The sequence below is a fragment of the Pseudomonas sp. MUP55 genome (genome assembly GCF_034043515.1).
In the GTDB taxonomy this organism is placed as follows: domain Bacteria; phylum Pseudomonadota; class Gammaproteobacteria; order Pseudomonadales; family Pseudomonadaceae; genus Aquipseudomonas.
Genome location: NZ_CP138214.1, coordinates 1373722 through 1394547 on the forward strand (window position 1 = coordinate 1373722; position 20826 = coordinate 1394547).

General features: G+C 59.9%; 29 protein-coding genes. 24 read left to right on the top strand and 5 right to left on the bottom strand.

All coding sequences use genetic code 11. The features are described from left to right. The first annotated feature begins 9 nt into the window (after positions 1-9). From SC318_RS06065 to recX, 20 genes are all read left to right on the top strand, one after another. Positions 10-342 (top strand): phage baseplate protein, encoded by a 333-nt coding sequence (locus SC318_RS06065; RefSeq protein WP_124385378.1) that lies wholly within the window; start codon positions 10-12, stop codon positions 340-342. After that, positions 339-1334: a baseplate J/gp47 family protein gene (locus tag SC318_RS06070; RefSeq protein ID WP_320430044.1), complete on the top strand. Its 996-nt coding sequence runs from the start codon at positions 339-341 to the stop codon at positions 1332-1334. The genes SC318_RS06065 and SC318_RS06070 overlap by 4 nt, the downstream gene beginning before the upstream one ends. Then, complete coding sequence (locus SC318_RS06075; RefSeq protein ID WP_320430045.1) at positions 1331-2059, top strand: phage tail protein I; 729 nt, start codon at positions 1331-1333, stop codon at positions 2057-2059. The genes SC318_RS06070 and SC318_RS06075 overlap by 4 nt, the downstream gene beginning before the upstream one ends. Continuing rightward, positions 2056-2604: a hypothetical protein gene (locus tag SC318_RS06080; RefSeq protein WP_320430046.1), complete on the top strand. Its 549-nt coding sequence runs from the start codon at positions 2056-2058 to the stop codon at positions 2602-2604. Before SC318_RS06075 ends, SC318_RS06080 begins: the two co-directional genes overlap by 4 nt. A gap of 66 nt (positions 2605-2670) precedes the next feature. Continuing rightward, entirely contained in the window at positions 2671-3423 is a 753-nt protein-coding gene (locus SC318_RS06085) for a hypothetical protein (protein WP_320430047.1), read from the top strand. Between the two features lie 11 nt (positions 3424-3434). Then, positions 3435-3671, top strand: coding sequence for a tail fiber assembly protein (locus SC318_RS06090; RefSeq protein ID WP_320430048.1), 237 nt, complete (start codon positions 3435-3437; stop codon positions 3669-3671). Between the two features lie 84 nt (positions 3672-3755). Then, positions 3756-3929 carry a hypothetical protein gene (locus SC318_RS06095; RefSeq protein ID WP_164484513.1) on the top strand — a complete coding sequence of 58 codons (174 nt, stop codon included), beginning with the start codon at positions 3756-3758 and terminating at the stop codon, positions 3927-3929. A 2-nt stretch (positions 3930-3931) separates the two neighbouring features. Next, entirely contained in the window at positions 3932-5098 is a 1167-nt protein-coding gene (locus SC318_RS06100) for a phage tail sheath protein (RefSeq protein ID WP_320430049.1), read from the top strand. Next, positions 5098-5604 (top strand): phage major tail tube protein, encoded by a 507-nt coding sequence (locus SC318_RS06105; protein ID WP_320430050.1) that lies wholly within the window; start codon positions 5098-5100, stop codon positions 5602-5604. Before SC318_RS06100 ends, SC318_RS06105 begins: the two co-directional genes overlap by 1 nt. A gap of 51 nt (positions 5605-5655) precedes the next feature. Further along, a complete protein-coding gene (locus tag SC318_RS06110) occupies positions 5656-6237 on the top strand; it encodes a phage tail assembly protein (protein WP_320430051.1) in 582 nt (193 codons plus the stop codon). Then, positions 6234-6359, top strand: a complete 126-nt coding sequence (locus SC318_RS06115) for a hypothetical protein (RefSeq protein ID WP_320430052.1) — start codon at positions 6234-6236, stop codon at positions 6357-6359. Before SC318_RS06110 ends, SC318_RS06115 begins: the two co-directional genes overlap by 4 nt. Before the next feature lie 6 nt (positions 6360-6365). Beyond that, the gene (locus SC318_RS06120) at positions 6366-8585 is read left to right on the top strand and encodes a phage tail tape measure protein (RefSeq protein WP_320430053.1); all 2220 of its coding nucleotides are present in this window, start codon (positions 6366-6368) and stop codon (positions 8583-8585) included. After that, complete coding sequence (locus SC318_RS06125) at positions 8585-8968, top strand: phage tail protein (RefSeq protein WP_320430054.1); 384 nt, start codon at positions 8585-8587, stop codon at positions 8966-8968. The genes SC318_RS06120 and SC318_RS06125 overlap by 1 nt, the downstream gene beginning before the upstream one ends. Beyond that, positions 8961-9173 (top strand): tail protein X, encoded by a 213-nt coding sequence (locus tag SC318_RS06130; RefSeq protein WP_320430055.1) that lies wholly within the window; start codon positions 8961-8963, stop codon positions 9171-9173. The genes SC318_RS06125 and SC318_RS06130 overlap by 8 nt, the downstream gene beginning before the upstream one ends. A gap of 9 nt (positions 9174-9182) precedes the next feature. Further along, a complete protein-coding gene (locus tag SC318_RS06135) occupies positions 9183-10184 on the top strand; it encodes a phage late control D family tail protein (RefSeq protein ID WP_320430056.1) in 1002 nt (333 codons plus the stop codon). A gap of 22 nt (positions 10185-10206) precedes the next feature. Further along, the gene (locus SC318_RS06140; protein ID WP_320430057.1) at positions 10207-10764 is read left to right on the top strand and encodes a glycoside hydrolase family 19 protein; all 558 of its coding nucleotides are present in this window, start codon (positions 10207-10209) and stop codon (positions 10762-10764) included. Further along, a complete protein-coding gene (locus SC318_RS06145; protein ID WP_320430058.1) occupies positions 10752-11252 on the top strand; it encodes a lysis system i-spanin subunit Rz in 501 nt (166 codons plus the stop codon). The genes SC318_RS06140 and SC318_RS06145 overlap by 13 nt, the downstream gene beginning before the upstream one ends. 81 nt (positions 11253-11333) lie before the next feature. Then, on the top strand, positions 11334-11834 hold the full coding sequence (locus tag SC318_RS06150; RefSeq protein ID WP_320430059.1) for a CinA family protein: 501 nt from the start codon (positions 11334-11336) through the stop codon (positions 11832-11834). Between the two features lie 83 nt (positions 11835-11917). Next, a complete protein-coding gene (gene recA / locus SC318_RS06155; protein ID WP_320430060.1) occupies positions 11918-12976 on the top strand; it encodes a recombinase RecA in 1059 nt (352 codons plus the stop codon). A gap of 8 nt (positions 12977-12984) precedes the next feature. Further along, positions 12985-13452 (top strand): recombination regulator RecX, encoded by a 468-nt coding sequence (recX, locus tag SC318_RS06160; RefSeq protein WP_320430061.1) that lies wholly within the window; start codon positions 12985-12987, stop codon positions 13450-13452. Positions 13453-13515: 63 nt separating this feature from the next. Here the strand turns inward: recX and SC318_RS06165 are convergent, their stop codons facing one another. Then, positions 13516-14628, bottom strand: coding sequence for an LOG family protein (locus tag SC318_RS06165; protein ID WP_320430062.1), 1113 nt, complete (start codon positions 14626-14628; stop codon positions 13516-13518). Positions 14629-14911: 283 nt separating this feature from the next. Next, positions 14912-15346 (bottom strand): PA3611 family quorum-sensing-regulated virulence factor, encoded by a 435-nt coding sequence (locus SC318_RS06170; RefSeq protein WP_306491861.1) that lies wholly within the window; start codon positions 15344-15346, stop codon positions 14912-14914. 178 nt (positions 15347-15524) lie between these two features. Here SC318_RS06170 and SC318_RS06175 point away from each other — a divergent pair, with 178 nt between their 5' ends. The 3 genes from SC318_RS06175 (at position 15525) to SC318_RS06185 (ending at position 17585) form a co-directional block, all read left to right on the top strand. Beyond that, a complete protein-coding gene (locus SC318_RS06175; protein WP_320430063.1) occupies positions 15525-16244 on the top strand; it encodes a tRNA-uridine aminocarboxypropyltransferase in 720 nt (239 codons plus the stop codon). A gap of 252 nt (positions 16245-16496) precedes the next feature. Beyond that, the gene (gene erdR, locus SC318_RS06180; protein ID WP_320430064.1) at positions 16497-17147 is read left to right on the top strand and encodes a response regulator transcription factor ErdR; all 651 of its coding nucleotides are present in this window, start codon (positions 16497-16499) and stop codon (positions 17145-17147) included. A gap of 75 nt (positions 17148-17222) precedes the next feature. After that, a complete protein-coding gene (locus tag SC318_RS06185; protein WP_017137081.1) occupies positions 17223-17585 on the top strand; it encodes a diacylglycerol kinase in 363 nt (120 codons plus the stop codon). Between the two features lie 3 nt (positions 17586-17588). Here the strand turns inward: SC318_RS06185 and SC318_RS06190 are convergent, their stop codons facing one another. Next, positions 17589-18515, bottom strand: a complete 927-nt coding sequence (locus SC318_RS06190) for a LysR family transcriptional regulator (RefSeq protein WP_320430065.1) — start codon at positions 18513-18515, stop codon at positions 17589-17591. A gap of 124 nt (positions 18516-18639) precedes the next feature. On the opposite strand from SC318_RS06190, the gene fpr reads away from it, so the two are divergent. Further along, complete coding sequence (gene fpr / locus SC318_RS06195) at positions 18640-19419, top strand: ferredoxin-NADP reductase (RefSeq protein ID WP_003172178.1); 780 nt, start codon at positions 18640-18642, stop codon at positions 19417-19419. 129 nt (positions 19420-19548) lie between these two features. On the opposite strand, the gene tsaA is transcribed toward fpr, so the two are convergent. Both tsaA and SC318_RS06205 read right to left on the bottom strand, forming a co-directional pair. Further along, complete coding sequence (gene tsaA, locus SC318_RS06200; RefSeq protein WP_320430066.1) at positions 19549-20244, bottom strand: tRNA (N6-threonylcarbamoyladenosine(37)-N6)-methyltransferase TrmO; 696 nt, start codon at positions 20242-20244, stop codon at positions 19549-19551. A 68-nt stretch (positions 20245-20312) separates the two neighbouring features. Further along, on the bottom strand, positions 20313-20774 hold the full coding sequence (locus tag SC318_RS06205) for a YehS family protein (protein WP_005785469.1): 462 nt from the start codon (positions 20772-20774) through the stop codon (positions 20313-20315). Positions 20775-20826: the final 52 nt, after the last annotated feature.

The following is a 20826-nucleotide window of genomic DNA, read 5'->3' on the forward strand; positions in this document are numbered from 1 at the left end:
GGACATCCCATGATCGGCATTGATCGCAACACGGGGGCAGCGGTCGATGACTGGCTGCAATTCGTGCAGCGCGCCACCCGAGCGCTGACCACACCCATCGGTACGCGGCAGAAGCGCCCGCTGTATGGCTCGCTGATCCCGCAGCTGCTCGGGCAAAACCTTGGCGATGACCTGCTGCTGCTCGCCCAGAGCCATGCCGCCCAGGCGTTCTATAACGCGCAGAACGGCATCGGCGACTTTCAGCCCCAGGTCATCGTCGCCACCCGTCAGGGTGCCGGGCTGCTGCTGCGTTTTGCCGGCACCTGGAAAAACCGCCAACAATCCTTCGAGGTCGTGACATGAGCATGCTGATCCCTGGCCAGAACCAACTGGCCGAGCCGGCGATTATCGCGGTCGATGAGTTCGAGCCGCTGCTCGCCGAATTCAAGGCATTCGTGGTCGACTACGTCGCCACCCGTGCCCCGCAAAGCGCTGCAAAACTCAAAGTCAGCCTCGACAACGAAAGTGAACTGCTGACGTTGGCGCTTGAGGCGTTTTGCGTGCGCCTGCAAACCCACGAGCGCAAATACAATGCGCGTATCAAGCAGATGCTGGCGTGGTGGGCTACCGGCAGCAACCTGGACGCACGCCTGGCTGACATGGGCCTGGAACGCCAAGTGCTCGACCCCGGCGACCCGGCGGCTTTCCCGCCCGTGCCGCCGACGCTGGAAAGCGACGACGACGCCCGCTTGCGTTACTACCTGGCACCCCACGCTCCAGCAGCGGGCTCGCGAATGCAGTATCGCCGCGAAGTGTTCACCCTCGGCGAGCGACCCACCGTAAAGGTTCAGAGCGCATCGCCGGGCGTGGTGACCGTCAACTATACCTTCGACCCGGACGGCTATGCGGCGCAGGTCAAGGACGGCAACGGCCGCCGCACCGCGCCCGGCGAGGTGATGGTGACGGTGCTGTCTCGTGAGGGCGACGGTACCCCATCTGCGGATTTGCTTGACGGTGTACGCCGACATTTCGCACGGCCCGATGTACGGCCGGAAACCGATCTGGTCACGGTCCAGGGCGCACAGATTCAGCCCTACAAGATCCGCGTCATCGCCAAGATCAACGCCGGGCCGGACTCGGGCCTGACCCAGGTGGCGGCGCAGCAGCTGCTGCAAAACTACGCTGATTCCTGTCATCGCCTGGAAGGGCGCGTCGACCCCAGTTGGATCGACTACGCCATCCACAGTGCAGGGGCGGCGCAGCTGCAAATCCTTGAACCACTGGCGCCGATCGTCAGCAATGCGTTCCAGGCCCCGTATTGCACGGGCGTCGAGGTGGAGGTGCGTACGCTATGAGTGAATCTGACGCGAGTTTGTTGCCAGCCAACAGTTCACCGTTGGAAAAGGCTTTGGACCTGGGCTTCGGCAACTTGCTTGAGCGAGTCACGCCGCCGTTTCCAGCGTTGATGAACCCACTGCAAACGCCCAGCGAGTTTCTGCCTTACCTGGCCGCCGATCGGGGTGTCAGCGAATGGGATGCCGACGCCAGCGAATCGGAAAAGCGCCTGACTGTGGCCTTGTCCTGGCAGATCCAGCGTCAGGCCGGCACACCCAAGGCCTTGAGCTATGCCGTGGAATCACTGGGCTTCACTCCCAATATCAGCGCCTGGTATCAGCAGCGGCCAATCGGTACACCTTATACCTTTGACGTGCAGGCGATCATTGGGCGCAGTTGGTCCGGTGGCGACCACAACCGGCTGATCCGGCGCATCAACGCGGCCAAGAGCGAGCGGGACCAGGCCACGATCACCATCGTGCATGAAACCACCCAGGGCCTGCGACTGGCCGGCGCGGCCGATCCTGGGTTGAGCATCGGCGAAGACAGCCCTCCCGGCGCCTTGCCCGAAGTGAAGTTAAACGGTGCGTTCTCCCTCAACAGCGCCGCTCATACCCCTCTGAGCGATGGCGAGCTGCTGCTTGAAGGCGTGCTGCCGGAACTCGGGCTTGGCGCCCGGCTAAACAGTACCGGGGTTGCCCGGCACTACACCATTAACGACTACGACCTCAGGGCGCAGCCATGACAGATGACATCACGCGCCTGGTGCGCTTCACCTCCAAAGGTTTGGATGAAGTGCTGCAGGCAAAGAATCAGGGCCTCAAAGGCGAAATTACCCACATCGGCGCCGGTACCGGCCGCTACAACCCCGACGGCACGGAAGAGGCCTTGCGCGATGAGCGCCAACGGGTCGCCATTGTGGATTACGAAGACCTGGGCGAACGCCAACTCCGCATGGCCGCGCTGTTTGATGGCGACGATGAGTACGAGATTGGCGAGTTCGGCTTTTACCTCGCCAGCGGGACCTTGCTGGCGGTGTATTCCGTAGCAGGGAAGTTGCTGACGTATAAAGCGGCGGCGGCTCGGGTACTGCAGAAGTTTACGCTGGATATTTCGCCGTTGCCGGTGGATAGCGTGACGGTAGTAGTTGGATCCGAGAATCTCAATATTCTGCTTACAGAGGAGTTGGCTTCTCTTTCGGCTGCCAGCATCGACTCGATGTCTAGAGGCATCGCAATGCTCTTTCGAGTCATGGCGCTAGAGGAGAAAAAGCCCGCTATCGAATTTTAATTTTTCTAGGCTTGACCGATTTATAGACAGTCGATTAACCATTAACGCATACAAGGAGTTAAACCATTGAGTACTGAACAGCAACTGACGGCCGTGGTCAACGCAGCGAATGCGTTGACTAATGTTGTGACAGGGAAGATTGACGAAATTGATAGGGTGCTATCGGAAGCTAATGCGAAATATGACGAACAATTGTCCAGTTTGAACAGCCGCCTACCTCGCCTGGCGGTTACTAAAAACTTCCATATGCAGCCAGACTCCACCGAAAAACTGATTGATGGCTGGTATGTGCATACGGAAGTTACTGCCACTAAAGTTCGGACTATTACACAGCAGGCTCAATCAGCCGGGCGCCCGGATGCAGACGTTGAATTTATGCGCCAAGTGCAAGCCGATGTGCGTGAGCAATTTCCCGATTTTGATATTAAATCTGCAGGCTATTGGCGAAACACAGTCAACGTCTGGCAAATGAAATGGTCCGCAAACGATTCACTGACGTGGTTGGCATTCCCTGCTTCAATTGATGCGGGGCGTTTGAGCGGGACTACACCAGTGCCGTTAAATAATTGCATGACGATGGGCGCTTTTGTTCGAGTGAACGAGGGTAGCATTGAAGGCGCTTGGGCTAACGGTAATAAAAAGGGCAAATGGCGCTGGTGTTCCACGCTGTTCTTGCCAGACAACGTCTTTGCTAATTACATGCACGTTCACCCTACCCGCAGTTCTGTAACGGGGTCGGTTGACGTAATGCTTGCTGGCGCCTGTACAGGTGTTATTACGACGCCCAACGACTGGGGAACCTTGTTGGGCCTAGGCTAAGGAGAATATTGATGAAACCAGAATTTGTAATGCCTGATATTCACCCATTGATTAAATGGAAACTGATCCGTACTTCGCGTGATGCGGACCTGGCTGCTAGTGATTACGCGGCTATGCCTGACTACCCTATGGCGGAAAAGGATCGCCCGGTATTCATGGCTTACCGGCAAGGGTTGCGTGATATTCCAGACCAAGGGGCCGATCCTGATGCAGTTGTATGGCCCCCTAAACCTGAATTCTTGAAGTAATCCACCGCGAAAGCGGTTTTTTTTCGCCTCCCCAAAGCCCCTCCCGCAGGGGCTTTGGCGTTTCTCACCCGGAGAATCCTACCCATGCCCACCCGCCAAACCTACACCGTCCTTATCCCTTTCCCCATCGGTAACGGCCATTGGTCTACCGCTGGCGAGGAGCTGGAACTGCTCGACGTCGAAGCATCCGCCCTGCGCACCGCCGGCCGTCTGGAACTGACCAGCGTCCTCAACTCCACCCCCAAGAAGGCTGACTAATCATGGCTGAGGTTTTGAACTTCGAGCACAACGGCATCACTGTGAATGCCACCGAATCTCCCGAGGCCATGGGTGGCCTGGGCGATAACGTCATTGGCCTGGTGGGTACCGCCCCCAACGCCCATGCCTCGATCCCCAAAAACGCCCCGTTCCGCATCAACAGCTTCACCACTCAGGCGTTGCTGGACCCTACCGGTACCGAGTCGGGCACGCTGTTCCAGGCGGTGTACCAGATCCTCAAGGTGGTGAAGGTGCCGGTGTATGTGGTCATCGTCGAAGAAGGCGCCACCCCGGCTGATACGATCAACAACGTAATCGGCGGCAACGACCCCGTCACGGGTCGCAAACTCGGCCTGGCAGCCCTGAGCAGCGTGCCTGAAGACCTGACCATCATCGGCGCCCCAGGCTTCACCGGCCCCAAGGCCGTGGCCGGCGAGTTCGCCTCTTTCGGCAAGCGCATCAAGGCCCGTGTGGTGCTGGATGGCAAGGACGCTTCGGTCGCCGATCAGGTGACGTACAGCGGCGAACTGGGCGGTGCCGACCTCGGCTTCGACCGTTGCCTGCTGGTGCACAACATGCCGTCGGTGTATTCCAAGGCCGCGAAAAAGAACGTGTTCCTGTCGCCGTCCTCGTTGGCCATCGCCGCGCTTGCCAAGGTCAAGCAATGGGAAAGCCCAGGTAATCAGGTGACCTTCGCCGAAGACGTTTCCCGCGTCGTCGAGTACAACATCCTCGACACCTCTACCGAAGGCGACCTGCTCAACCGTTACGGCGTGAGTTACTACGCCCGCACGGTGCTTGGCGGTTTCTCACTGCTGGGCAACCGCTCCATCACCGGCAAATTCCTCAGCTACGTCGGCCTGGAAGACGCCATCAGCCGCAAGCTGGTCAAGGCCGGCCAGAAGGCCATGGCCAAGAACCTCACCAAGTCCTTCATGGACCAGGAGGTCAAGCGCATCAACGACTGGCTGCAAACCCTGGTCGCCGACGAAACCATCCCTGGCGGCAGCGTGTACCTGCACCCGGAGTTGAACAGCGTCGAGAAGTACAAGAACGGCACCTGGTTCATCGTCATCGACTACGGCCGCTACGCGCCGAACGAACACATGGTTTATCAACTCAACGCCCGCGATGAAATCATCGAGCAGTTCCTGGAGGACGTTCTCTAATGTTTACCAACCGAGTCAGACAGGCCATTGCGGCCACCCTTCAAGGCCTGCCGTTGTCGGCCACGGTCGATTCCTTTACGCCGCCGAAAATCGAGTTCGAAATGGACCAGATGACCGGCGGGCGCTTCATCGCCGAAGAGGTGGCCAAAAGCGCCAAGGCGCTGGGCGCAACCCTGGTGCTGCAAGGGGTCGGCGCGCAAGTGCTGCTGGCGCTTGGCGTCACGCAGGGGGATGACATCCTGTTGAACGTGCGAGAAGCCGGTCAGGACCAGGACGGCAAGACCTACTTCACCTACCACACCGTAGGCGGCAAGTTGAAGTCACTGACCGAGACTGCGCTGACGATGAATGCCAAGCCCGTCACCACCCTGGAACTGTCCTGCCGCACCTATAACCGCCTGGAAAACGGTATTCCGGTGATCGATATCGACGTGCGCACCCAGAAGTTCGTGCTCAACGGTGTCGACATTCTCGGCGACGCCCGCCGCGCCGTGCTGATGCCGTAAACCCCCGGGGGCGGGTCAGCTCGCCCCCATACCTGATCAAGGAATTGCCCCATGGCCTGGAAGCCTGCGCTACATATCCTGCTGTCCCCGATCACCGCCGACACCGGTGCCGTGATCGAGCAGATTCAACTCAAGCCGTTGTTCTACGCGCCACAGAAAGAAGCCCTGGCACGCGCCGGTGACGACGAGGATGACCAGTTCTTCGAACTGGCAAAACTCGCCACCGGCCTGTCGGAAAAAGAACTGGACCAGCTCAAGCGTCCGGACTACGTCAGCATTGCGCAATACGTACACGAGATGTCGACCCAGCCTGCATCGTTCTTTCTCGATCAAGCTGCTGTGCCACGAGAATCGTTGGCGGCCGAGCAGGTCGCGCTGCTGCTTCCCCTTCAAGCGAGCGGTCGCACCCTTACCCACATCACCCTGGAAATGCCTGCGCTGCGCGCCACCAAAGTGATGAAAAAACTGCCCACCAACAAAGAGCGTGCCGAGTTCATCACCGCTCATTGCGCTGGGCTGATGATTCCTGACCTCGCCGGCCTGACCGTGCCCGACTGGACCGAACTGCAGGGGCGCATCGACGATTTTTTAAACAAACCGGCGGACTTCTTTCGGAGCGCGACATCGAAGTGATCCTCGATGTAGTGCCGCTGGTTTACTTGGTAAACGAAGCGGAAATTCTCGATTGGGACGCCGGGAAAGCCTTGCGCCGCTACGACATCGCGATCAGTCGCCTTGGCGTCAAACAGGAGTAGAGCGGGATGGCAGACAGTAATCAAGCGGCTGAGTCGGCCATCGTCACGGACGGCCCGCTGACTCAGGGCCCACTGGAAAAAAGTGGTGCGCAGGCCAGCCTCAAACCTATCGCACAAACGCTGGCGAGCCCGTCTGAGGCTGTGCCGGGCAGTGCTGGCAATCTGGCGTTGGCATTGGCTGATGCCAGCCTGGAGATCAACCTTTTGGCCACCGGCCAGGCGCGGCTGGTGGACACGCTCGAGCTGTTCAACGCCTCGTTGCTCAAGCTGATGGACGCCCGGCAAATCGACGCCGCAGATGCGGCGGGGGCGAGCGATACACCTGCCCAAAAGGCGGCCGACTCGGTCACACCGTCGCAGTCACTGGACGCCGCGATGACCGACCTGGACCAGCTGTTGCAGTTCGCCGTGCGCGAGCGCAAGACGATGCGCGAAGCCAACCTCGCCATGGCATCCGAGCCGATGGTGGCGGCCAGTGGCGCGAGCGCCGTTGACCTTGCGAAGGTCGAGTATGTGGCCGCCAAGTTGGGTATCGGCAGCGACCGGGTTGACGCCTCTGGCGATATCGACAAAGTCGGGCGCCAGGCAGAGTTGCAACAGTTCGCCCGCGACGCCGCAATAATGGCGACGGCCTTCAAGATCGATATCAAGAACGCCGGCGAACTCTTGGGGGGCTGGCGCGAGTCGATGCACCTCGACCGTGCACAAACCCTGGATCTTGCTGACGCCACAAACGTGTTGGGCAACGTGGTCACGCTCAAGGCCGAGTCGGCGGATATCGCGGCGATCGTACAACACCAGGGCGCTGCCGCGACGCAGGCGGGCATGAGCCCCGCGCAGGCGGCGGCGCTGTCGGCGGCGTTGCTGAGCGCGGGTAACAGCAAAGGTGCTGCTGGCTTCGGCCTGGAAAAAATCAGTACCGCGCTGGCTAAAGGCGACAAGGCCTCCCCTGAACAGCGCAGTGCCTGGGCAGCGCTCAAACTCGATCCCGAAGCCTTGGCTGTCGGGATGAAACACGATGCTGCGCAGACCCTGGTGACCGTGCTTGAAGCGCTCAAGTCGCAACCGGCGCAAAGGCAGGCGGCGCTGGCGACGCAGCTGTTCGATGGTAATCAAGCGGTTCTGAGCCTGGTGCCGACTATCGACCGCGTGAAGCAGGCCTTTTCGCTGGTGGCCGAACCCTCCAGCTACGCCACCTCGGTGCTGGGGGATCAAAGCTCCGTTGCCCGCCTGGCAGCGGTTCGCGCCGATTCCACCCAGGCACGCCGGCAGGCGTACGAGGCCAGCACCACTCGCCTGGATACCGCCACCGACGCCGCCCTGGCGCCCCTTGTGGATACCTCGCTGACGGCGATGACCGGCTTGGTCAATGCTGTGAGCTGGTTGGCCGAAGCCCTGCCTCAGGCCACCGCCGCGGTCACGTTGGCAGGTGCTGCGCTGGGGCCTTTGATTGCCGGCGTGTTCGATGCCGTGAAAGACAAGGTATTTGAAAAGGTTGCGGGGAAAATTTTTGGCGAGGGCGCTGCCGGCGGCAACTCGCCCACCCGCCCGCAGCCGTCCGGCGGTAACGACGCACCTACAGGCGAACGCACGCCGGGTTCGGCGCCCCAGAGCCCGCGTAAAGCGGGGAGGGCCAGCAAAATTACCAGACAGGTTTCGTCGGGGTTGTTGCTGGCAAACGCCGCAGTCGACGTCGTCCAAGGCGCGCGGTCGGGAAATCTGGGCGAAGCGGTTGGCACCAGCGTGGGCTCGATAGGCGGCGGTGTCGCCGGTGGTTTTGCCGGTGAGTTCGCCGGCATGGCGCTGGGCCGAGCGGTGGGTACGCTTGCGGGAGCGGTGATCGGTTCGGTGGTGCCGGGTGCCGGCACCGTGCTCGGTGGCGTCATGGGAGGCGTTGCCGGGGGGGCTATCGGCAAAGTGGTGGGCGGTGCCGTGGGGACGTTCGTCGGCAGCGACGTGGGTGCCTGGCTGGCTGAAAAAGTCATGGGCTCCGAGGATCGCTTGCCGCCTGCGTCGCAGGTCAGCGACACCCTCACCAACCCTCAAGCCGATAACCGCCAAATCAACTTCGCCCCGCAAATCACTATCAACGCGCCGGAACAAGCCAGCTATGAACAATTGGCGACGCTCGTGGTGCAACAGATCGAAGCGCAATTTACGCCGCTGTCGATGGATAACCTGCTGGCGACGCGACGTGGTTCGGCACTCACCGATGGAGCTGTGTGATGCGACAACAGATGGTGTTGGGCACTTTTATTTTCGGGCTGTCACGCGGGTTCGCCTACGACACCCTTGATCGTGGAAGCAGTGGAGGCTGGGTCAACCTGGGCATCATCGCCGGCAAACCCAAGTCCAGCCAAGTGGGGCAGGACCTGGAAACGTTGACCTTGGGCGGCAAGGCGGCGCGTGCCAAGGGCATGCAGCGCCTGGATGAGTTGCGTGCCCTGCAAGGTCTGCGGGCACCATTGCCGCTGGTGGACGGTTTGGGACGTAACTGGGGATTGTGGACGATCAAGTCGGTCACCGAAAAACAAGCCGGCGTGATCGACGACGGTACGGCAATGGCGATCGCTTGGTCGCTGGTATTGGAGGAGTTCGTCAATGCGTAGGGTCCGAAGTATTGCTGGCGACTCGGTGAACCTGCTGTTGTATCGAGAGCTAGGGCGTTGTGATGATGCCGCGGAGGAAGCGCTGTGGCGCTTGAATCCGCAACTGGCGGAAAAAGGCCCGGTACTGCCCGCAGGCGTCAGCGTGCTGGTGCCTGAACTGGCGGCGCAGCCGGTCGCGAGCCGGCCGGTTTCAGCCTGGGATTAAGGAGCGATCATGGCACTTGGATTCACACCCGCAGTGGAGCTTTATGGCGCCAATGCCGCGTTGTTCAACGAGCGGTTAGTGGAATGGGAACATACTGACGTAGCCGGATTCGTATCCGACCAACTCAAGTTGACCCTGGATATCGAGGGCCTTGAAGGCTTGCCCGATCTGGGCGGTAAGATCGGCTTGCGCGTGGGTTACCTTGAGTCCGGCCTGGTGGATAAGGGCGTCTTCACGATCACTCAGCGTACACCGTCATTCTTCCCGATGCGGCTGGCGCTGGTGGCCACCGCGGCACCGTTCGATGAGCCCTCCTTCAAACAGCGCCGCACCGCCAGCCATGGGCCGATAACCTTGGGCGCACTGTTTCGCCAATTGACCAGCCGCTACGGGTTTTCCCCGCGTGTGGCGCCTGAACTTGAGGGCGAACAGATCGCGCATATCGATCAGACCAATGAAAGCGACATGGCCTTTCTGACCCGGCTGGCCAAACGCTTCGATGCGGTGGCCAAGCCTGTCGACGAGCTGTATGTGCTGGGGCGCAAAGGCCAGGTCAAGTCGTTGTCGGGCAAGGCGCTGCCGGATGTGCGGTTGTCCGTAACCCATGACAATCGCCCGGGTGAGCGCGCCTTCATCAGCGCCAAACTTACCGAAGACAGCCGCGCCAAATACAGCGGCGCGCAAACGTCCTGGTGGGATGCGGCAGCCGGCAAGAAGCAGGTCGTGGAAGTGGGCATCGCACCCTTCAAGATAGTCACTCAGCGCTACCAGAGCGAAGACGAAGCGCGCTCAGCGGCACAGGGCGAGATGCGGCGCGTGTGGCGCGAAGGGCTGCTGATCGATGTGGTATGTCCCGGTAATCCGTCGTTGGCCGCTGAAGGGTTGCTTCTGCTGGACGAATCATGGCCGGGCTTTATGCAGGGGCGCTGGTCGATCAAGAAGGTGACGGCCAGCGGTAAACGAGCAGGCGGCTATCGATGCACGATCCAGGCCAGCGGTTTGTCGGTGTAATCACTTATTCAGAGTAAAGCCAATGCTGATGACACTTGCCCAGCTTCTGGGTGTAATGCCTGGTGCCCGCCTTCGAGCGGGCATTTTTTTGTCCCCTTTAAATGCAGCCTTCGTTCGGTACGAGATTGACAACGCCAAACGCATCGCCGCCTTCCTCGCCCAAGTCGGCCACGAATCCGCCGAACTGCGCTACGTGCGTGAACTGGGCAGCGATCAATACCTCAGCAAGTACGACACCGGCACTCTGGCTGCACGCTTGGGCAATACCCCCGAGGCGGATGGCGATGGCCAGAAATACCGGGGGAGGGGGCTGATTCAGGTCACCGGTCGCCGTAACTACCTGTCCTGCAGCCAGGCATTATTTGGCGATGATCGCCTGCTGCAACAACCGCAGCTGCTGGAGCAGCCCGAATGGGCCTGCGAATCCGCCGCCTGGTTCTGGCAAACCAACGGCCTCAACGAATTGGCCGACAAGGACCAGTTCACCACCATCACCCGGCGTATCAACGGCGGCTTGAACGGGCTGCAGGACCGATTGCAACTGTGGGAACGGGCGAAGGCGGTGTTATGCGTTTCCTAGACCTGTGGCGTTGGGTTGGCGTTTGCCTGCTGCTTGCGCTGGTCTGGCAGGTGCAGGCCTGGCGCTATGGTGCGCAGCTTGAGCGTCAGGCGGCCGGGCATGCGCTGGCGCTCAGTCAGCAAAACCAGGCCGCGTTCGCACAGCAGCAGGCAGACCAGCAAAAGCGTCTGGCCCTGGAACAGCAACTTAACGCCAACGATCAACACCATGCTCAGGAGTTGAGCGATGCCCAACGTAACCAAGCTGCTTTGCGCGACCGCCTGGCCACTGCTGATGTGCGGTTGTCAGTCCTTCTCGACGCCACCGACCCCGCCAGCTGCGCTGCGCTGCCCACCGCCACCACCCCCGGCGGCGTGGTTCATGCAGCCCCACGAGCCCGACTTGACCCGGCGCATGCTCAACGAATTATCCGCATCACCGACGACGGCGATAACGCCTTGATCGCCTTGCGTGCCTGCCAGGCCTACGTGCAGGCCGTCGCGCGTTAGTCTTTTGATGCACTCTGCAACTTGCATGGCCGATGGGCTGCTGTAGGGTAGGCGAACCCCCGCCCATTCCTGGAGACGACCGTGAAGGAAATCACTCAACTGGCTGCTGAACTGGGGCGCCGTTTGCAGGTGCTCAATGCCCATGTCACCACCGCCGAGTCCTGCACCGGCGGCGGGATTGCCGAAGCCATTACGCGGATACCAGGCAGTTCGGCGTGGTTCGAGGCGGGCTATGTCACCTACTCCAACCGGCAGAAGACCCGGCAGTTGAATGTGCCGGAAAAGCTGTTTGCCAAAGTGGGCGCCGTCAGCCAGGAGGTGGTGGAAGCGATGGTGCGGGGCGCACAGGAAAAAAGCCTGGCGCGCTTTGCCGTGGCGGTCAGCGGCGTGGCCGGTCCTGACGGTGGCTCGCCGGACAAGCCGGTGGGCACGGTGTGGCTGGCGTTTGGCGTGGGCGACGAGGTCACGGCCGAGCTTGTGCACTTTCCCGGCAACCGCGATGAGGTCCGCCGACAAACGGTAAAGGCTGCGCTGGAGGGCTTGTTGCGACGAGCTGCAGCAGAAATAGACAATCAGGGGTAGGCGATCTTCGATCTTTGTGGAACAATACTGTCTACTTATACAGGTGTTGGCCGTCAGGCCTTATTGATTACGTGAGGACTTTAATGGACGACAACAAGAAGAAAGCCTTGGCTGCGGCCCTGGGTCAGATCGAACGTCAATTCGGCAAGGGTGCCGTAATGCGTATGGGCGATCACGACCGTCAGGCGATCCCGGCTATCTCCACTGGCTCTCTGGGTCTGGACATCGCGCTCGGCATTGGCGGCCTGCCAAAAGGCCGTATCGTTGAAATCTACGGTCCTGAATCTTCCGGTAAGACTACCCTGACCCTGTCGGTGATTGCCCAGGCTCAGAAAATGGGTGCTACCTGCGCGTTCGTCGACGCCGAGCACGCCCTGGACCCGGAATACGCCGGCAAACTGGGCGTCAACGTTGACGACCTGCTGGTTTCCCAGCCGGACACCGGCGAGCAAGCCCTGGAAATCACCGACATGCTGGTGCGCTCAAACGCCATCGACGTGATCGTGGTCGACTCCGTGGCAGCGCTGGTACCGAAGGCAGAAATCGAAGGCGAAATGGGCGACATGCACGTGGGCCTGCAAGCCCGTCTGATGTCCCAGGCGCTGCGTAAAATCACCGGTAACATCAAGAACGCGAACTGCCTGGTGATCTTCATCAACCAGATCCGTATGAAGATCGGTGTCATGTTCGGTAGCCCGGAAACCACCACCGGTGGTAACGCGCTGAAGTTCTACGCTTCGGTCCGTCTGGATATCCGCCGTACCGGCGCGGTGAAGGAAGGTGACGAGGTTGTCGGTAGCGAAACCCGCGTTAAAGTGGTGAAGAACAAGGTAGCTCCACCTTTCCGTCAAGCAGAGTTCCAGATTCTGTATGGCAAGGGCATCTACCTGAACGGCGAGATGATCGACTTGGGCGTGCTGCACGGTTTCGTCGAGAAGTCCGGTGCCTGGTATGCCTACAACGGCAGCAAGATCGGTCAGGGCAAGGCCAACTCGGCCAAGTTCCTGGCGGACAACCCCGATATCGCCGCCACGCTTGAGAAGCAGATTCGCGACAAGCTGCTGACCGCAGCGCCAGACGTCAAAGCAGCCGCCAACCGCGCGCCGGTTGACGAGATGGAAGAAGTCGACACTGACGTCTGAAGCAAACGATGACTGTTGTACTGGATACACTCGTCGCCGTTCGGCGCACTGCGATGGACCTGCTCGCACGCCGCGAGCATGGTCGAGTCGAGCTGACACGCAAATTGCGTCAGCGCGGCGCAGAGCCTGAAATGATCGAAACAGCCCTCGACCGCTTGACGGAAGAGGGTTTGTTGTCGGAATCCCGATACCTCGAAAGCTTTGTGTCCTACCGCGCCCGCTCCGGTTATGGCCCTGCGCGAATTCGCGAAGAGTTGAGCCAGCGTGGCCTGCAACGTGCCGATATCGACCTCGCCTTGCGTGAGTGCGGTATCAGTTGGCAGTCGCAGTTGGAAGAGACTTGGCGCCGCAAGTTTTCAGGTCATCTTCCTATAGATGCTAAAGAGCGCGCCAAGCAAGGGCGCTTCCTGAGTTATCGTGGGTTTTCGATGGACATGATCAGTCGCTTGTTAAGCGGCCGAGACATGGATGACTGAATGCCACAAAAACGATAGGCCCACTATGAAAATAGTGGGCCTTTTTTTTTGCCCGCAAAAAACTTACGCGGGTTGTGGCATCACGCGCTGCTGCGCTTCACCTTGGGCCTGAACCCAGTTATCCGGCAAGTTGATGTAGTCCACCAACTCGCGCAACCGCCCCTGATCGCGGCCGTTGAAGTTGAATACCAGCCGGGTCAAATGACTGAACCTGGGTTCGTCATGGTCTTCACCGGTGTAGGCAAGCTGCTGGAACTCTCCGCTCAGTCGCAGGCTGGCGAACTCATCCTGCAAATGGGCCAGGGCTTGATCACTGAGCGGATGATTCATGCGCACCACAAACTCGCGCTTCATCCAGCGCGTTGAGTGGAAGTTGGCATAAAACCGGTTGATCTCGTCCACGGCTTCTTCGGCGCTGTATACCAGGCGTATCAGCTTGAGATCGGTCGGCAGGATGTAGCGATTAGCCTCCAGCTGGCTGCGCATAAAATCCAGGGCGCCTTGCCAGAATCCGCCACCCGGTGCGTCCAGCAGCACCACCGGTACCAGCGGGCTTTTGCCGGTCTGGATCAGGGTCAGCACTTCCAGGGCTTCGTCCAGGGTGCCAAAACCACCTGGGCACAGGATCAGTGCGTCGGCTTCCTTGACGAAGAACAGTTTGCGGGTAAAGAAGAAGTGGAAGGACAGCAGGTTATCGGTGCCATCGATGGTCGGATTGGCATGCTGTTCGAACGGCAGGGTGATGTTGAACCCCAGGCTGTGCTCCAGACCCGCGCCTTCATGCGCCGCAGCCATGATGCCGCCGCCACCGCCGGTGATGACCATCATGTCGGAGCGCGCCAGTGTCGCGCCGACCTCTCGAGCCAATGCATACAGCGGGCTTTCTATTGGCGTACGTGCCGAGCCGAATACCGTGACTTTGCGTCGTCCCTTGAATTGTTCGAGCACACGAAAGGCATGGTCGAGCTCACGTATGGCGCGCAATGTGATCTTGGCGTTCCAGCGATCACGGTCGTCCCGGGCCATGCGCATAACAGTGAGGATCATGTCGCGATAGAGAGGAATATTGGCGCTGTTGGGGGCGATCAGCTGGAGTTGCGCGTCGACCTGCTGTGTGAGGTCAGTGCCGTTTTGTTCAAACAGCTTTAGCAGAAGGTCATTCGATTCATCAGGCATTCAACTTCTCCTTCTTCACAGGGCCTGGGTAGCCGATGGGAGTCGGCAGGGGCCACGACACTGCATGTGTCGCTATTTGCCACGGGAGGGCAGGCCTCTTTTGCCCTGAAAGCGTTACAGCGCAGCATCGAGTGCTGCTGCGGGCGGGCGGATGGAATGAAGTGATCATGGGCCGAAAAACCCATGGCTGGCAACCGCTTATTGATTGCTCGTCATGGTGTAGGCGCGGGTGGAGCGGGGAATTGCGCGCCGCAAGACAGCGACGCGCGAAGGCAAGCCAGGGTTACTTTTTCTTCTTGGCTGGAGCCGGGCAGTCGGCTTCGGCGAATTTTACCGAGGCGACAGGGCGGTTGGTTTTGTTCTCGGTAATTTCGTAGCGCATAACTGCGCCCTTCGCCATCAGTTCGCGATAGCCAGGGTTGGTGCATACGCTGCGGCCGAGCTGGAAATACACCGCCTTGGGGTTGGCACGCATCTGTTCGGCGCGGTCAGGCTGCACGCTCAGATGATCGATCAGTTGCATGCCTTCAACCGTGTAGGCCACTTCCAGGGTTTTTTCGTCGATTTCCCGTGGCAGGTCCTTGTTGCTTTCGGTCGCGACGCTTTGCAGCTTCCGGTTCATTTGAGCCTCCAGCAGCGAGGCTGCATGGGCGCCCATAGGCAAGGCCAGCGCGATAGCGACGGATGGGGCAACGAGGCGCAGCATGGAACGCAGCATCAAACTCTCCTGATTCGGTTACTGGTGCATAGACCAGCCACTGCGCTGTGCGTTCAGTGGCGCGCAATTATAGGTGAGCGCTGGCCACTACAGCCAGGCGTATCGCTGGTAAACTGCCTCGACTTCAATTGCTCTCGAGTTACCCCGTGTCGATCTACCCGCTTCCATGGCGCATCCAATGAGCCACGCTGTCTCCCGCTTGCGTGCCCAGCGCCTGGCCCGAGCCGTCAGGCCTTTCCTCAATCGGGGGTCGCGTGCCGAGCGGTGCGCAGGTTGCCGAGTGATTCCCGAGTATTGCCTGTGCGCCTGGCGACCAAAGGTTGAAGCCAAATCTGCGATGTGCCTGTTGATGCACGACGTCGAACCGATGAAGCCCAGCAACACCGGATGGCTGATCGCCGATGTGATCGACGACACCACCGCGTTCGCCTGGTCGCGCACCGAAGTCGATCCGGACCTGCTGACCTTGCTGGCCGATCCGCAGTGGCAGCCCTACATCGTGTTTCCTGGCGAATTCGTGGCGCCTGAGCGAGTGGTCAGCGCCGTGAGCGCAGAGGAGGGCAAGCGCCCGCTGTTCATCCTGCTCGACGGTACGTGGAGCGAAGCGCGCAAGATGTTTCGCAAGAGCCCGTATCTGGAGCATTTGCCGGTGTTGAGTCTGGCACCGGAGCAATTGTCGCGGTACAAGCTGCGCCGCTCCAAGCGTGATGATCACTTCTGCACCGCCGAGGTTGCCGCGCTGTGCCTGGAGCTGGCCGATGATCAGCTCGCCAGCGAAGTCCTGGATGCTTACCTCGATGTGTTCAGCACGCACTACCTGGCCGCCAAGTTTCAGCTGCCTTTGAATGAGACGGACAGTGTCCACTCCCGTTTGGCGCCCTTTATCCCCGCGGTATGACCAGTCGACGTTTGCATGATGGCACCTTAATCGTGCAACCCGCTAAAATCCCCTTGGGCGTAGTGCTTGACCCCCCAGGCCGCGCTGGGCATGCTGGGCGCCGATTGGGGCGCAAGCTTGGTTTTTCGACGTTGTCTGGCGTGTTTTTGACGTTGAGCGTGCTCCTTGGCGATGGCTGCCTGGTCGTTGCCTTGTGTACTGGCGAACCCTGAACCCATCAGGGCTCCCCTAAAAAACAGGATCATTTAATCAATGGCCACATACGAAATCCTGATAGCCGATGACCACCCGCTGTTTCGCAGTGCGCTGCATCAGGCCGTAACCCTGGGGCTGGGCCCTGACGTCCGACTGGTCGAAGTCGCCAGCATTGCCGAGCTGGAAGCCCGCTTGACCGAAAAATCCGACTGGGACTTGGTGCTGCTCGACCTGAACATGCCCGGTGCCTATGGTTTTTCCGGATTGGTGTTGCTGCGCGGGCAATATCCGCAGATCCCGGTGGTGATGGTTTCGGCCCAGGAAGAGGCTGATGTGGTGGTGCGCTCCAAAGAGTTCGGCGCCAGCGGCTTCATTCCCAAGTCCAGCGCTATGCAAGACATCCAGAAGGCTGTGCGTACCGTATTGGACGGCGATGTGTCCTGGCCACCGCAAGCATTTGAAGAAATCAACGTGTCCGACGAAGCCAAGGCGGCCCGCGATGGCCTGGCCAGTTTGACGCCTCAGCAGTTTCGCGTGTTGACCATGGTGTGCGAGGGCCTGTTGAACAAGCAGATTGCCTACGAGTTGAGCGTGTCGGAAGCCACTATCAAGGCCCATGTCACCGCGATTTTCCGCAAGTTGGGTGTGCGTACGCGAACCCAGGCGGCGCTGCTCCTGCAACAACTTGAGTCAATTTCGCAGCATTAAGCTGTCACCGATTCACGCTTTTTTGACTTTGCGTGCTCTAGCTTCCCCACTCCTTTGGTTCAGTTGCCTACATCTATGTCGCCTTTCAAGGGTCAAACCGGTATCAAACGTATCTTCAACGCAGGGGGCTATTCCCTCGATGGCCTGCGCGCGGCTTTCACCGGCGAGGCGGCGTTCCGTCAGTTGGTACTGCTGAACGTTATCCTGATTCCGTTGAGTTTTTTCCTGCACGTCAGCCGCGTCGAACGGGCCTTGCTGATTGCCGTGTGCCTGCTGGCGCTGATTGTGGAATTGCTCAATTCGGCGGTGGAGGCGGCCATCGACCGCATCTCCCTGGACCGCCATCCACTGTCGAAAAATGCCAAGGACATGGGCAGCGCCGCGCAATTCGTGGCCTTGACCATGATCACGCTGGTATGGGCGGTCATCCTGATCTAGCGATCAGGCAATGCTCGGCAGCACGATTTCGTCGCTGCGCTGAACGCCGGCGGTAAACGCGCGGCACAGCTCCAGGAACTCGCGCATCGCCGAAGTCTGGTACTTCTGTTTGTGCCAGATAAAGTAGAACTGCCGGGTCAGGTCCAGGTCCGGGGTTTCTACCGGCACCAGGCTGCCGCGACGGAACGCATCGCGCAGCGCCAGCCGCGAAATGCACCCAATTCCCAAGCCCGACTCCACTGCCCGTTTGATCGCTTCGGTGTGTTCCAGCTCCAGGCGGATATTCAGTGCGCTGCGGTGATGGCGCATGGCCTGGTCAAACGTCAGGCGCGTCCCCGAGCCTTGTTCGCGCAGGATCCACGCCTCATGGGTCAACTCGTCCATGCTCGCCACGCCGCGCTTGGCCAAATGGTGCTGGGGCGCGCAAAACACCACCAGTTCGTCCTCAACCCAGGTCTGCACCTCGATGTCCGGATGGCTGCAGTCGCCTTCGATTAGACCCAGGTCAATTTCGTAATGGGCCACCTGATGCACGATATGGGCAGTGTTTTGCACATGCAGTTTCACCTGGCTCTCGGGGTGCTGCTGCATGAAGCTGCCGATCAGCAGGGTCGCCAGGTAATTGCCGATGGTCAGGGTGGCGCCCACTGCCAGCGAGCCAAAGCCGGACTTGCCGTTAAGCAGGTCCTCGATCTCTTTGGCCTGGTCCAGCAGTGCCACCGCTTGAGGCAACAACTGATGCCCAAGCGCATTGAGGCTCAGGCGTTTGCCGGCGCGGTCGAATAACTGGCAGCTGGATTGACGCTCCAACTCGGTAATCGACGTGCTGGCGGCGGATTGAGATAAGGCCAGCAGGCCAGCAGCGCGGGAGACGCTTTCCTGCTGGGCGACGGCGACGAAGACTTGCAGTTGACGGAGAGTGAATCGCATATCGATATAACCGATAACCCTTATCTTAATAATCCAGTTAACAGATATTGTCGCCGCCATTAGAATACTGTGCAATTGCGCACTTCACATTTGGCGCAGACCCATTTCCAGGAGTCCCCCGTACATGAGCAACATGAACCACGAGCGTGTCCTCAGTGTTCATCACTGGAACGACACTCTGTTCAGCTTCAAGTGCACCCGCGATCCAGGTTTGCGCTTCGAGAACGGTCAGTTCGTGATGATCGGCCTGCAACAGCCCAACGGCCGCCCGCTCATGCGCGCCTACTCCATTGCCAGCCCGAACTGGGAAGAGCATCTGGAGTTCTTCAGCATCAAGGTGCCGGATGGCCCGCTGACTTCCCAGCTGCAGCACTTGAAGGAAGGCGACGAGATCATCATCAGCAAAAAACCGACGGGCACCCTGGTGCTTGACGATCTCAAGCCTGGCAAACACCTTTACCTGCTAAGCACCGGTACGGGTCTGGCGCCATTCATGAGCGTGATCCAGGACCCGGAGACCTACGAGCGCTTCGAAAAAGTGATCCTGTGCCACGGCGTGCGTTACGTCAACGAAGTCGCCTACCGCGAATTCATCACCGAGCACCTGCCGCAGAATGAATTCTTCGGCGAGGCTCTGCGTGAAAAGTTGATCTATTACCCCACCGTGACCCGCGAGCCGTTCGAAAACGAAGGCCGCCTGACTGACCTGATGCGCAGCGGCAAGCTGTTCAGCGACATCGGCCTGCCGCCGATCAATCCCGAGGACGACCGCGCGATGCTGTGCGGCAGCCCAAGCATGCTGGATGAGACCAGCGAAGTGCTGAACAGCTTCGGCCTGAAAGTTTCGCCACGCATGCGTGAGCCGGGCGATTACCTGATCGAGCGCGCGTTCGTCGAGAAGTAATCAGCCAATACACAGATGCAAAAAATGTGGGAGGGGGCTTGCCCCCGATTGCAGAGTGTCAGTACCACCTTCAGTGGCTGATACACCGCGATCGGGGGCAAGCCCCCTCCCACATTTTTGTGTTCCGGTTTATCTGGCCGGTACCACTTCAAGCACGCAGATAAGCCCTGCCTCGGGATAGTGCCAGCGCACATCCACATCCCAGAGCTGCGCGCCGTACTCACGCTCAGGCCCGGGTGTCTGATAGGCCGGGCGCGGGTCCTGCGCCAGGCACTGGTCAATCAACTCCACCAGCGGTTCACCCAGACGCTGGCCATGGCCCTGTGCCTGTTGCAGTGCGGTCTTGAGCCACTGCACCTCAATCAAATGTGGCGCGCCGCTGGCGATGTGGTTGGTCGCCGTATCAACGCTATCGGCATAGGGTACATACGGCTTGATATCCAGCACTGGCGTACCGTCGAGCAAGTCGATCCCGGAAATCCACAGTCGCCCCGGCTCCACCTTGTCCAGCTTCACCACCGACTGGCCGATGCCGTTTGGGCGGTGGGTCGCGCGCGTGGCAAACACGCCCATGGAGGTGTTGCCGCCCAGGCGCGGCGGGCGCACTTTAAGGCGTGGCTTGTCTTCCAGCGCCTGGTGGAACAGAAACAGCAGCCACACATGGCTGACCTGCTCCAGCCCCTGCACCGCATCGCCGCCATCGAACGGCGCCACCAGCTCCAGCACACCACGGGCGGCCGGCGCCAGGTGCGGCTGACGCGGGATAGCGAACTTCTCCTTGAAGCAGGAGCGGACGAAGCCGACGGGCGCGACGGAGTAAGCCATTTTTGAGCCTCAAGTGGCGAGCTGCAAGCCGCAAGCTTTAACTTGCCGCTCGAAGCTCATCGCTGTTCTTAGGCTCTGACGCGCAGCGTCAGCCCCTTAAGGAAGTTGCGCAGCAACTGGTCACCACACGTGCGGTAGTTGGTGTGGCCGAACTTGCGGAACAGTGCGCTCAGCTCAGGCTTGGATACCGGGAACTCGGCGGCCTTGAGGATGGCGTGCATGTCGTCTTCCTTCAATTCGAAGGCGACGCGCAGTTTTTTCAGAATGATGTTGTTGGTCACCGGCGTTTCGATCGGCTGCGGCGGACGGCTCTCATCCTTGCCGCGCTTGAAAATGACCAGGCCATCGAGAAAGTGTGCCATGACCTCATCCGGGCAGAACACAAAGCCTTCTTCCTCATCTTTCTTGAGGTAAGTCAGCAAATCTTCCTTGGTCACGTCCATGCCGCCGAGCTTGATGATCTCGACCATCTTGTTGTCGCTGATGTCGAGCATGTAGCGCACGCTGCGCAGTACGTCGTTGTGAATCATGGTGGGCAATCCTGGTTTTCAACGGGGTAGACACCGCCATCAGGCAGTGTCG

Excerpts from the sequence above, each read along its gene's own strand:
- SC318_RS06165 (WP_320430062.1), bottom strand. The coding sequence starts at position 14,628 with ATGCCTGATGAATCGAATGACCTTCTGCTAAAGCTGTTTGAACAAAAC.
- SC318_RS06205 (WP_005785469.1), bottom strand. The coding sequence starts at position 20,774 with ATGATTCACAACGACGTACTGCGCAGCGTGCGCTACATGCTCGACATC.
- SC318_RS06190 (WP_320430065.1), bottom strand. The coding sequence starts at position 18,515 with ATGCGATTCACTCTCCGTCAACTGCAAGTCTTCGTCGCCGTCGCCCAG.
- SC318_RS06090 (WP_320430048.1), top strand. The coding sequence starts at position 3,435 with ATGAAACCAGAATTTGTAATGCCTGATATTCACCCATTGATTAAATGG.
- SC318_RS06135 (WP_320430056.1), top strand. The coding sequence starts at position 9,183 with ATGGCACTTGGATTCACACCCGCAGTGGAGCTTTATGGCGCCAATGCC.
- SC318_RS06070 (WP_320430044.1), top strand. The coding sequence starts at position 339 with ATGAGCATGCTGATCCCTGGCCAGAACCAACTGGCCGAGCCGGCGATT.
- SC318_RS06140 (WP_320430057.1), top strand. The coding sequence starts at position 10,207 with ATGCTGATGACACTTGCCCAGCTTCTGGGTGTAATGCCTGGTGCCCGC.
- fpr (WP_003172178.1), top strand. The coding sequence starts at position 18,640 with ATGAGCAACATGAACCACGAGCGTGTCCTCAGTGTTCATCACTGGAAC.
- SC318_RS06170 (WP_306491861.1), bottom strand. The coding sequence starts at position 15,346 with ATGCTGCGTTCCATGCTGCGCCTCGTTGCCCCATCCGTCGCTATCGCG.
- SC318_RS06130 (WP_320430055.1), top strand. The coding sequence starts at position 8,961 with ATGCGTAGGGTCCGAAGTATTGCTGGCGACTCGGTGAACCTGCTGTTG.
- SC318_RS06120 (WP_320430053.1), top strand. The coding sequence starts at position 6,366 with ATGGCAGACAGTAATCAAGCGGCTGAGTCGGCCATCGTCACGGACGGC.
- recA (WP_320430060.1), top strand. The coding sequence starts at position 11,918 with ATGGACGACAACAAGAAGAAAGCCTTGGCTGCGGCCCTGGGTCAGATC.
- SC318_RS06125 (WP_320430054.1), top strand. The coding sequence starts at position 8,585 with ATGCGACAACAGATGGTGTTGGGCACTTTTATTTTCGGGCTGTCACGC.
- SC318_RS06185 (WP_017137081.1), top strand. The coding sequence starts at position 17,223 with ATGTCGCCTTTCAAGGGTCAAACCGGTATCAAACGTATCTTCAACGCA.
- SC318_RS06145 (WP_320430058.1), top strand. The coding sequence starts at position 10,752 with ATGCGTTTCCTAGACCTGTGGCGTTGGGTTGGCGTTTGCCTGCTGCTT.
- SC318_RS06175 (WP_320430063.1), top strand. The coding sequence starts at position 15,525 with ATGAGCCACGCTGTCTCCCGCTTGCGTGCCCAGCGCCTGGCCCGAGCC.
- SC318_RS06100 (WP_320430049.1), top strand. The coding sequence starts at position 3,932 with ATGGCTGAGGTTTTGAACTTCGAGCACAACGGCATCACTGTGAATGCC.
- SC318_RS06095 (WP_164484513.1), top strand. The coding sequence starts at position 3,756 with ATGCCCACCCGCCAAACCTACACCGTCCTTATCCCTTTCCCCATCGGT.
- tsaA (WP_320430066.1), bottom strand. The coding sequence starts at position 20,244 with ATGGCTTACTCCGTCGCGCCCGTCGGCTTCGTCCGCTCCTGCTTCAAG.
- SC318_RS06075 (WP_320430045.1), top strand. The coding sequence starts at position 1,331 with ATGAGTGAATCTGACGCGAGTTTGTTGCCAGCCAACAGTTCACCGTTG.
- SC318_RS06110 (WP_320430051.1), top strand. The coding sequence starts at position 5,656 with ATGGCCTGGAAGCCTGCGCTACATATCCTGCTGTCCCCGATCACCGCC.
- SC318_RS06065 (WP_124385378.1), top strand. The coding sequence starts at position 10 with ATGATCGGCATTGATCGCAACACGGGGGCAGCGGTCGATGACTGGCTG.
- erdR (WP_320430064.1), top strand. The coding sequence starts at position 16,497 with ATGGCCACATACGAAATCCTGATAGCCGATGACCACCCGCTGTTTCGC.
- SC318_RS06105 (WP_320430050.1), top strand. The coding sequence starts at position 5,098 with ATGTTTACCAACCGAGTCAGACAGGCCATTGCGGCCACCCTTCAAGGC.
- recX (WP_320430061.1), top strand. The coding sequence starts at position 12,985 with ATGACTGTTGTACTGGATACACTCGTCGCCGTTCGGCGCACTGCGATG.
- SC318_RS06080 (WP_320430046.1), top strand. The coding sequence starts at position 2,056 with ATGACAGATGACATCACGCGCCTGGTGCGCTTCACCTCCAAAGGTTTG.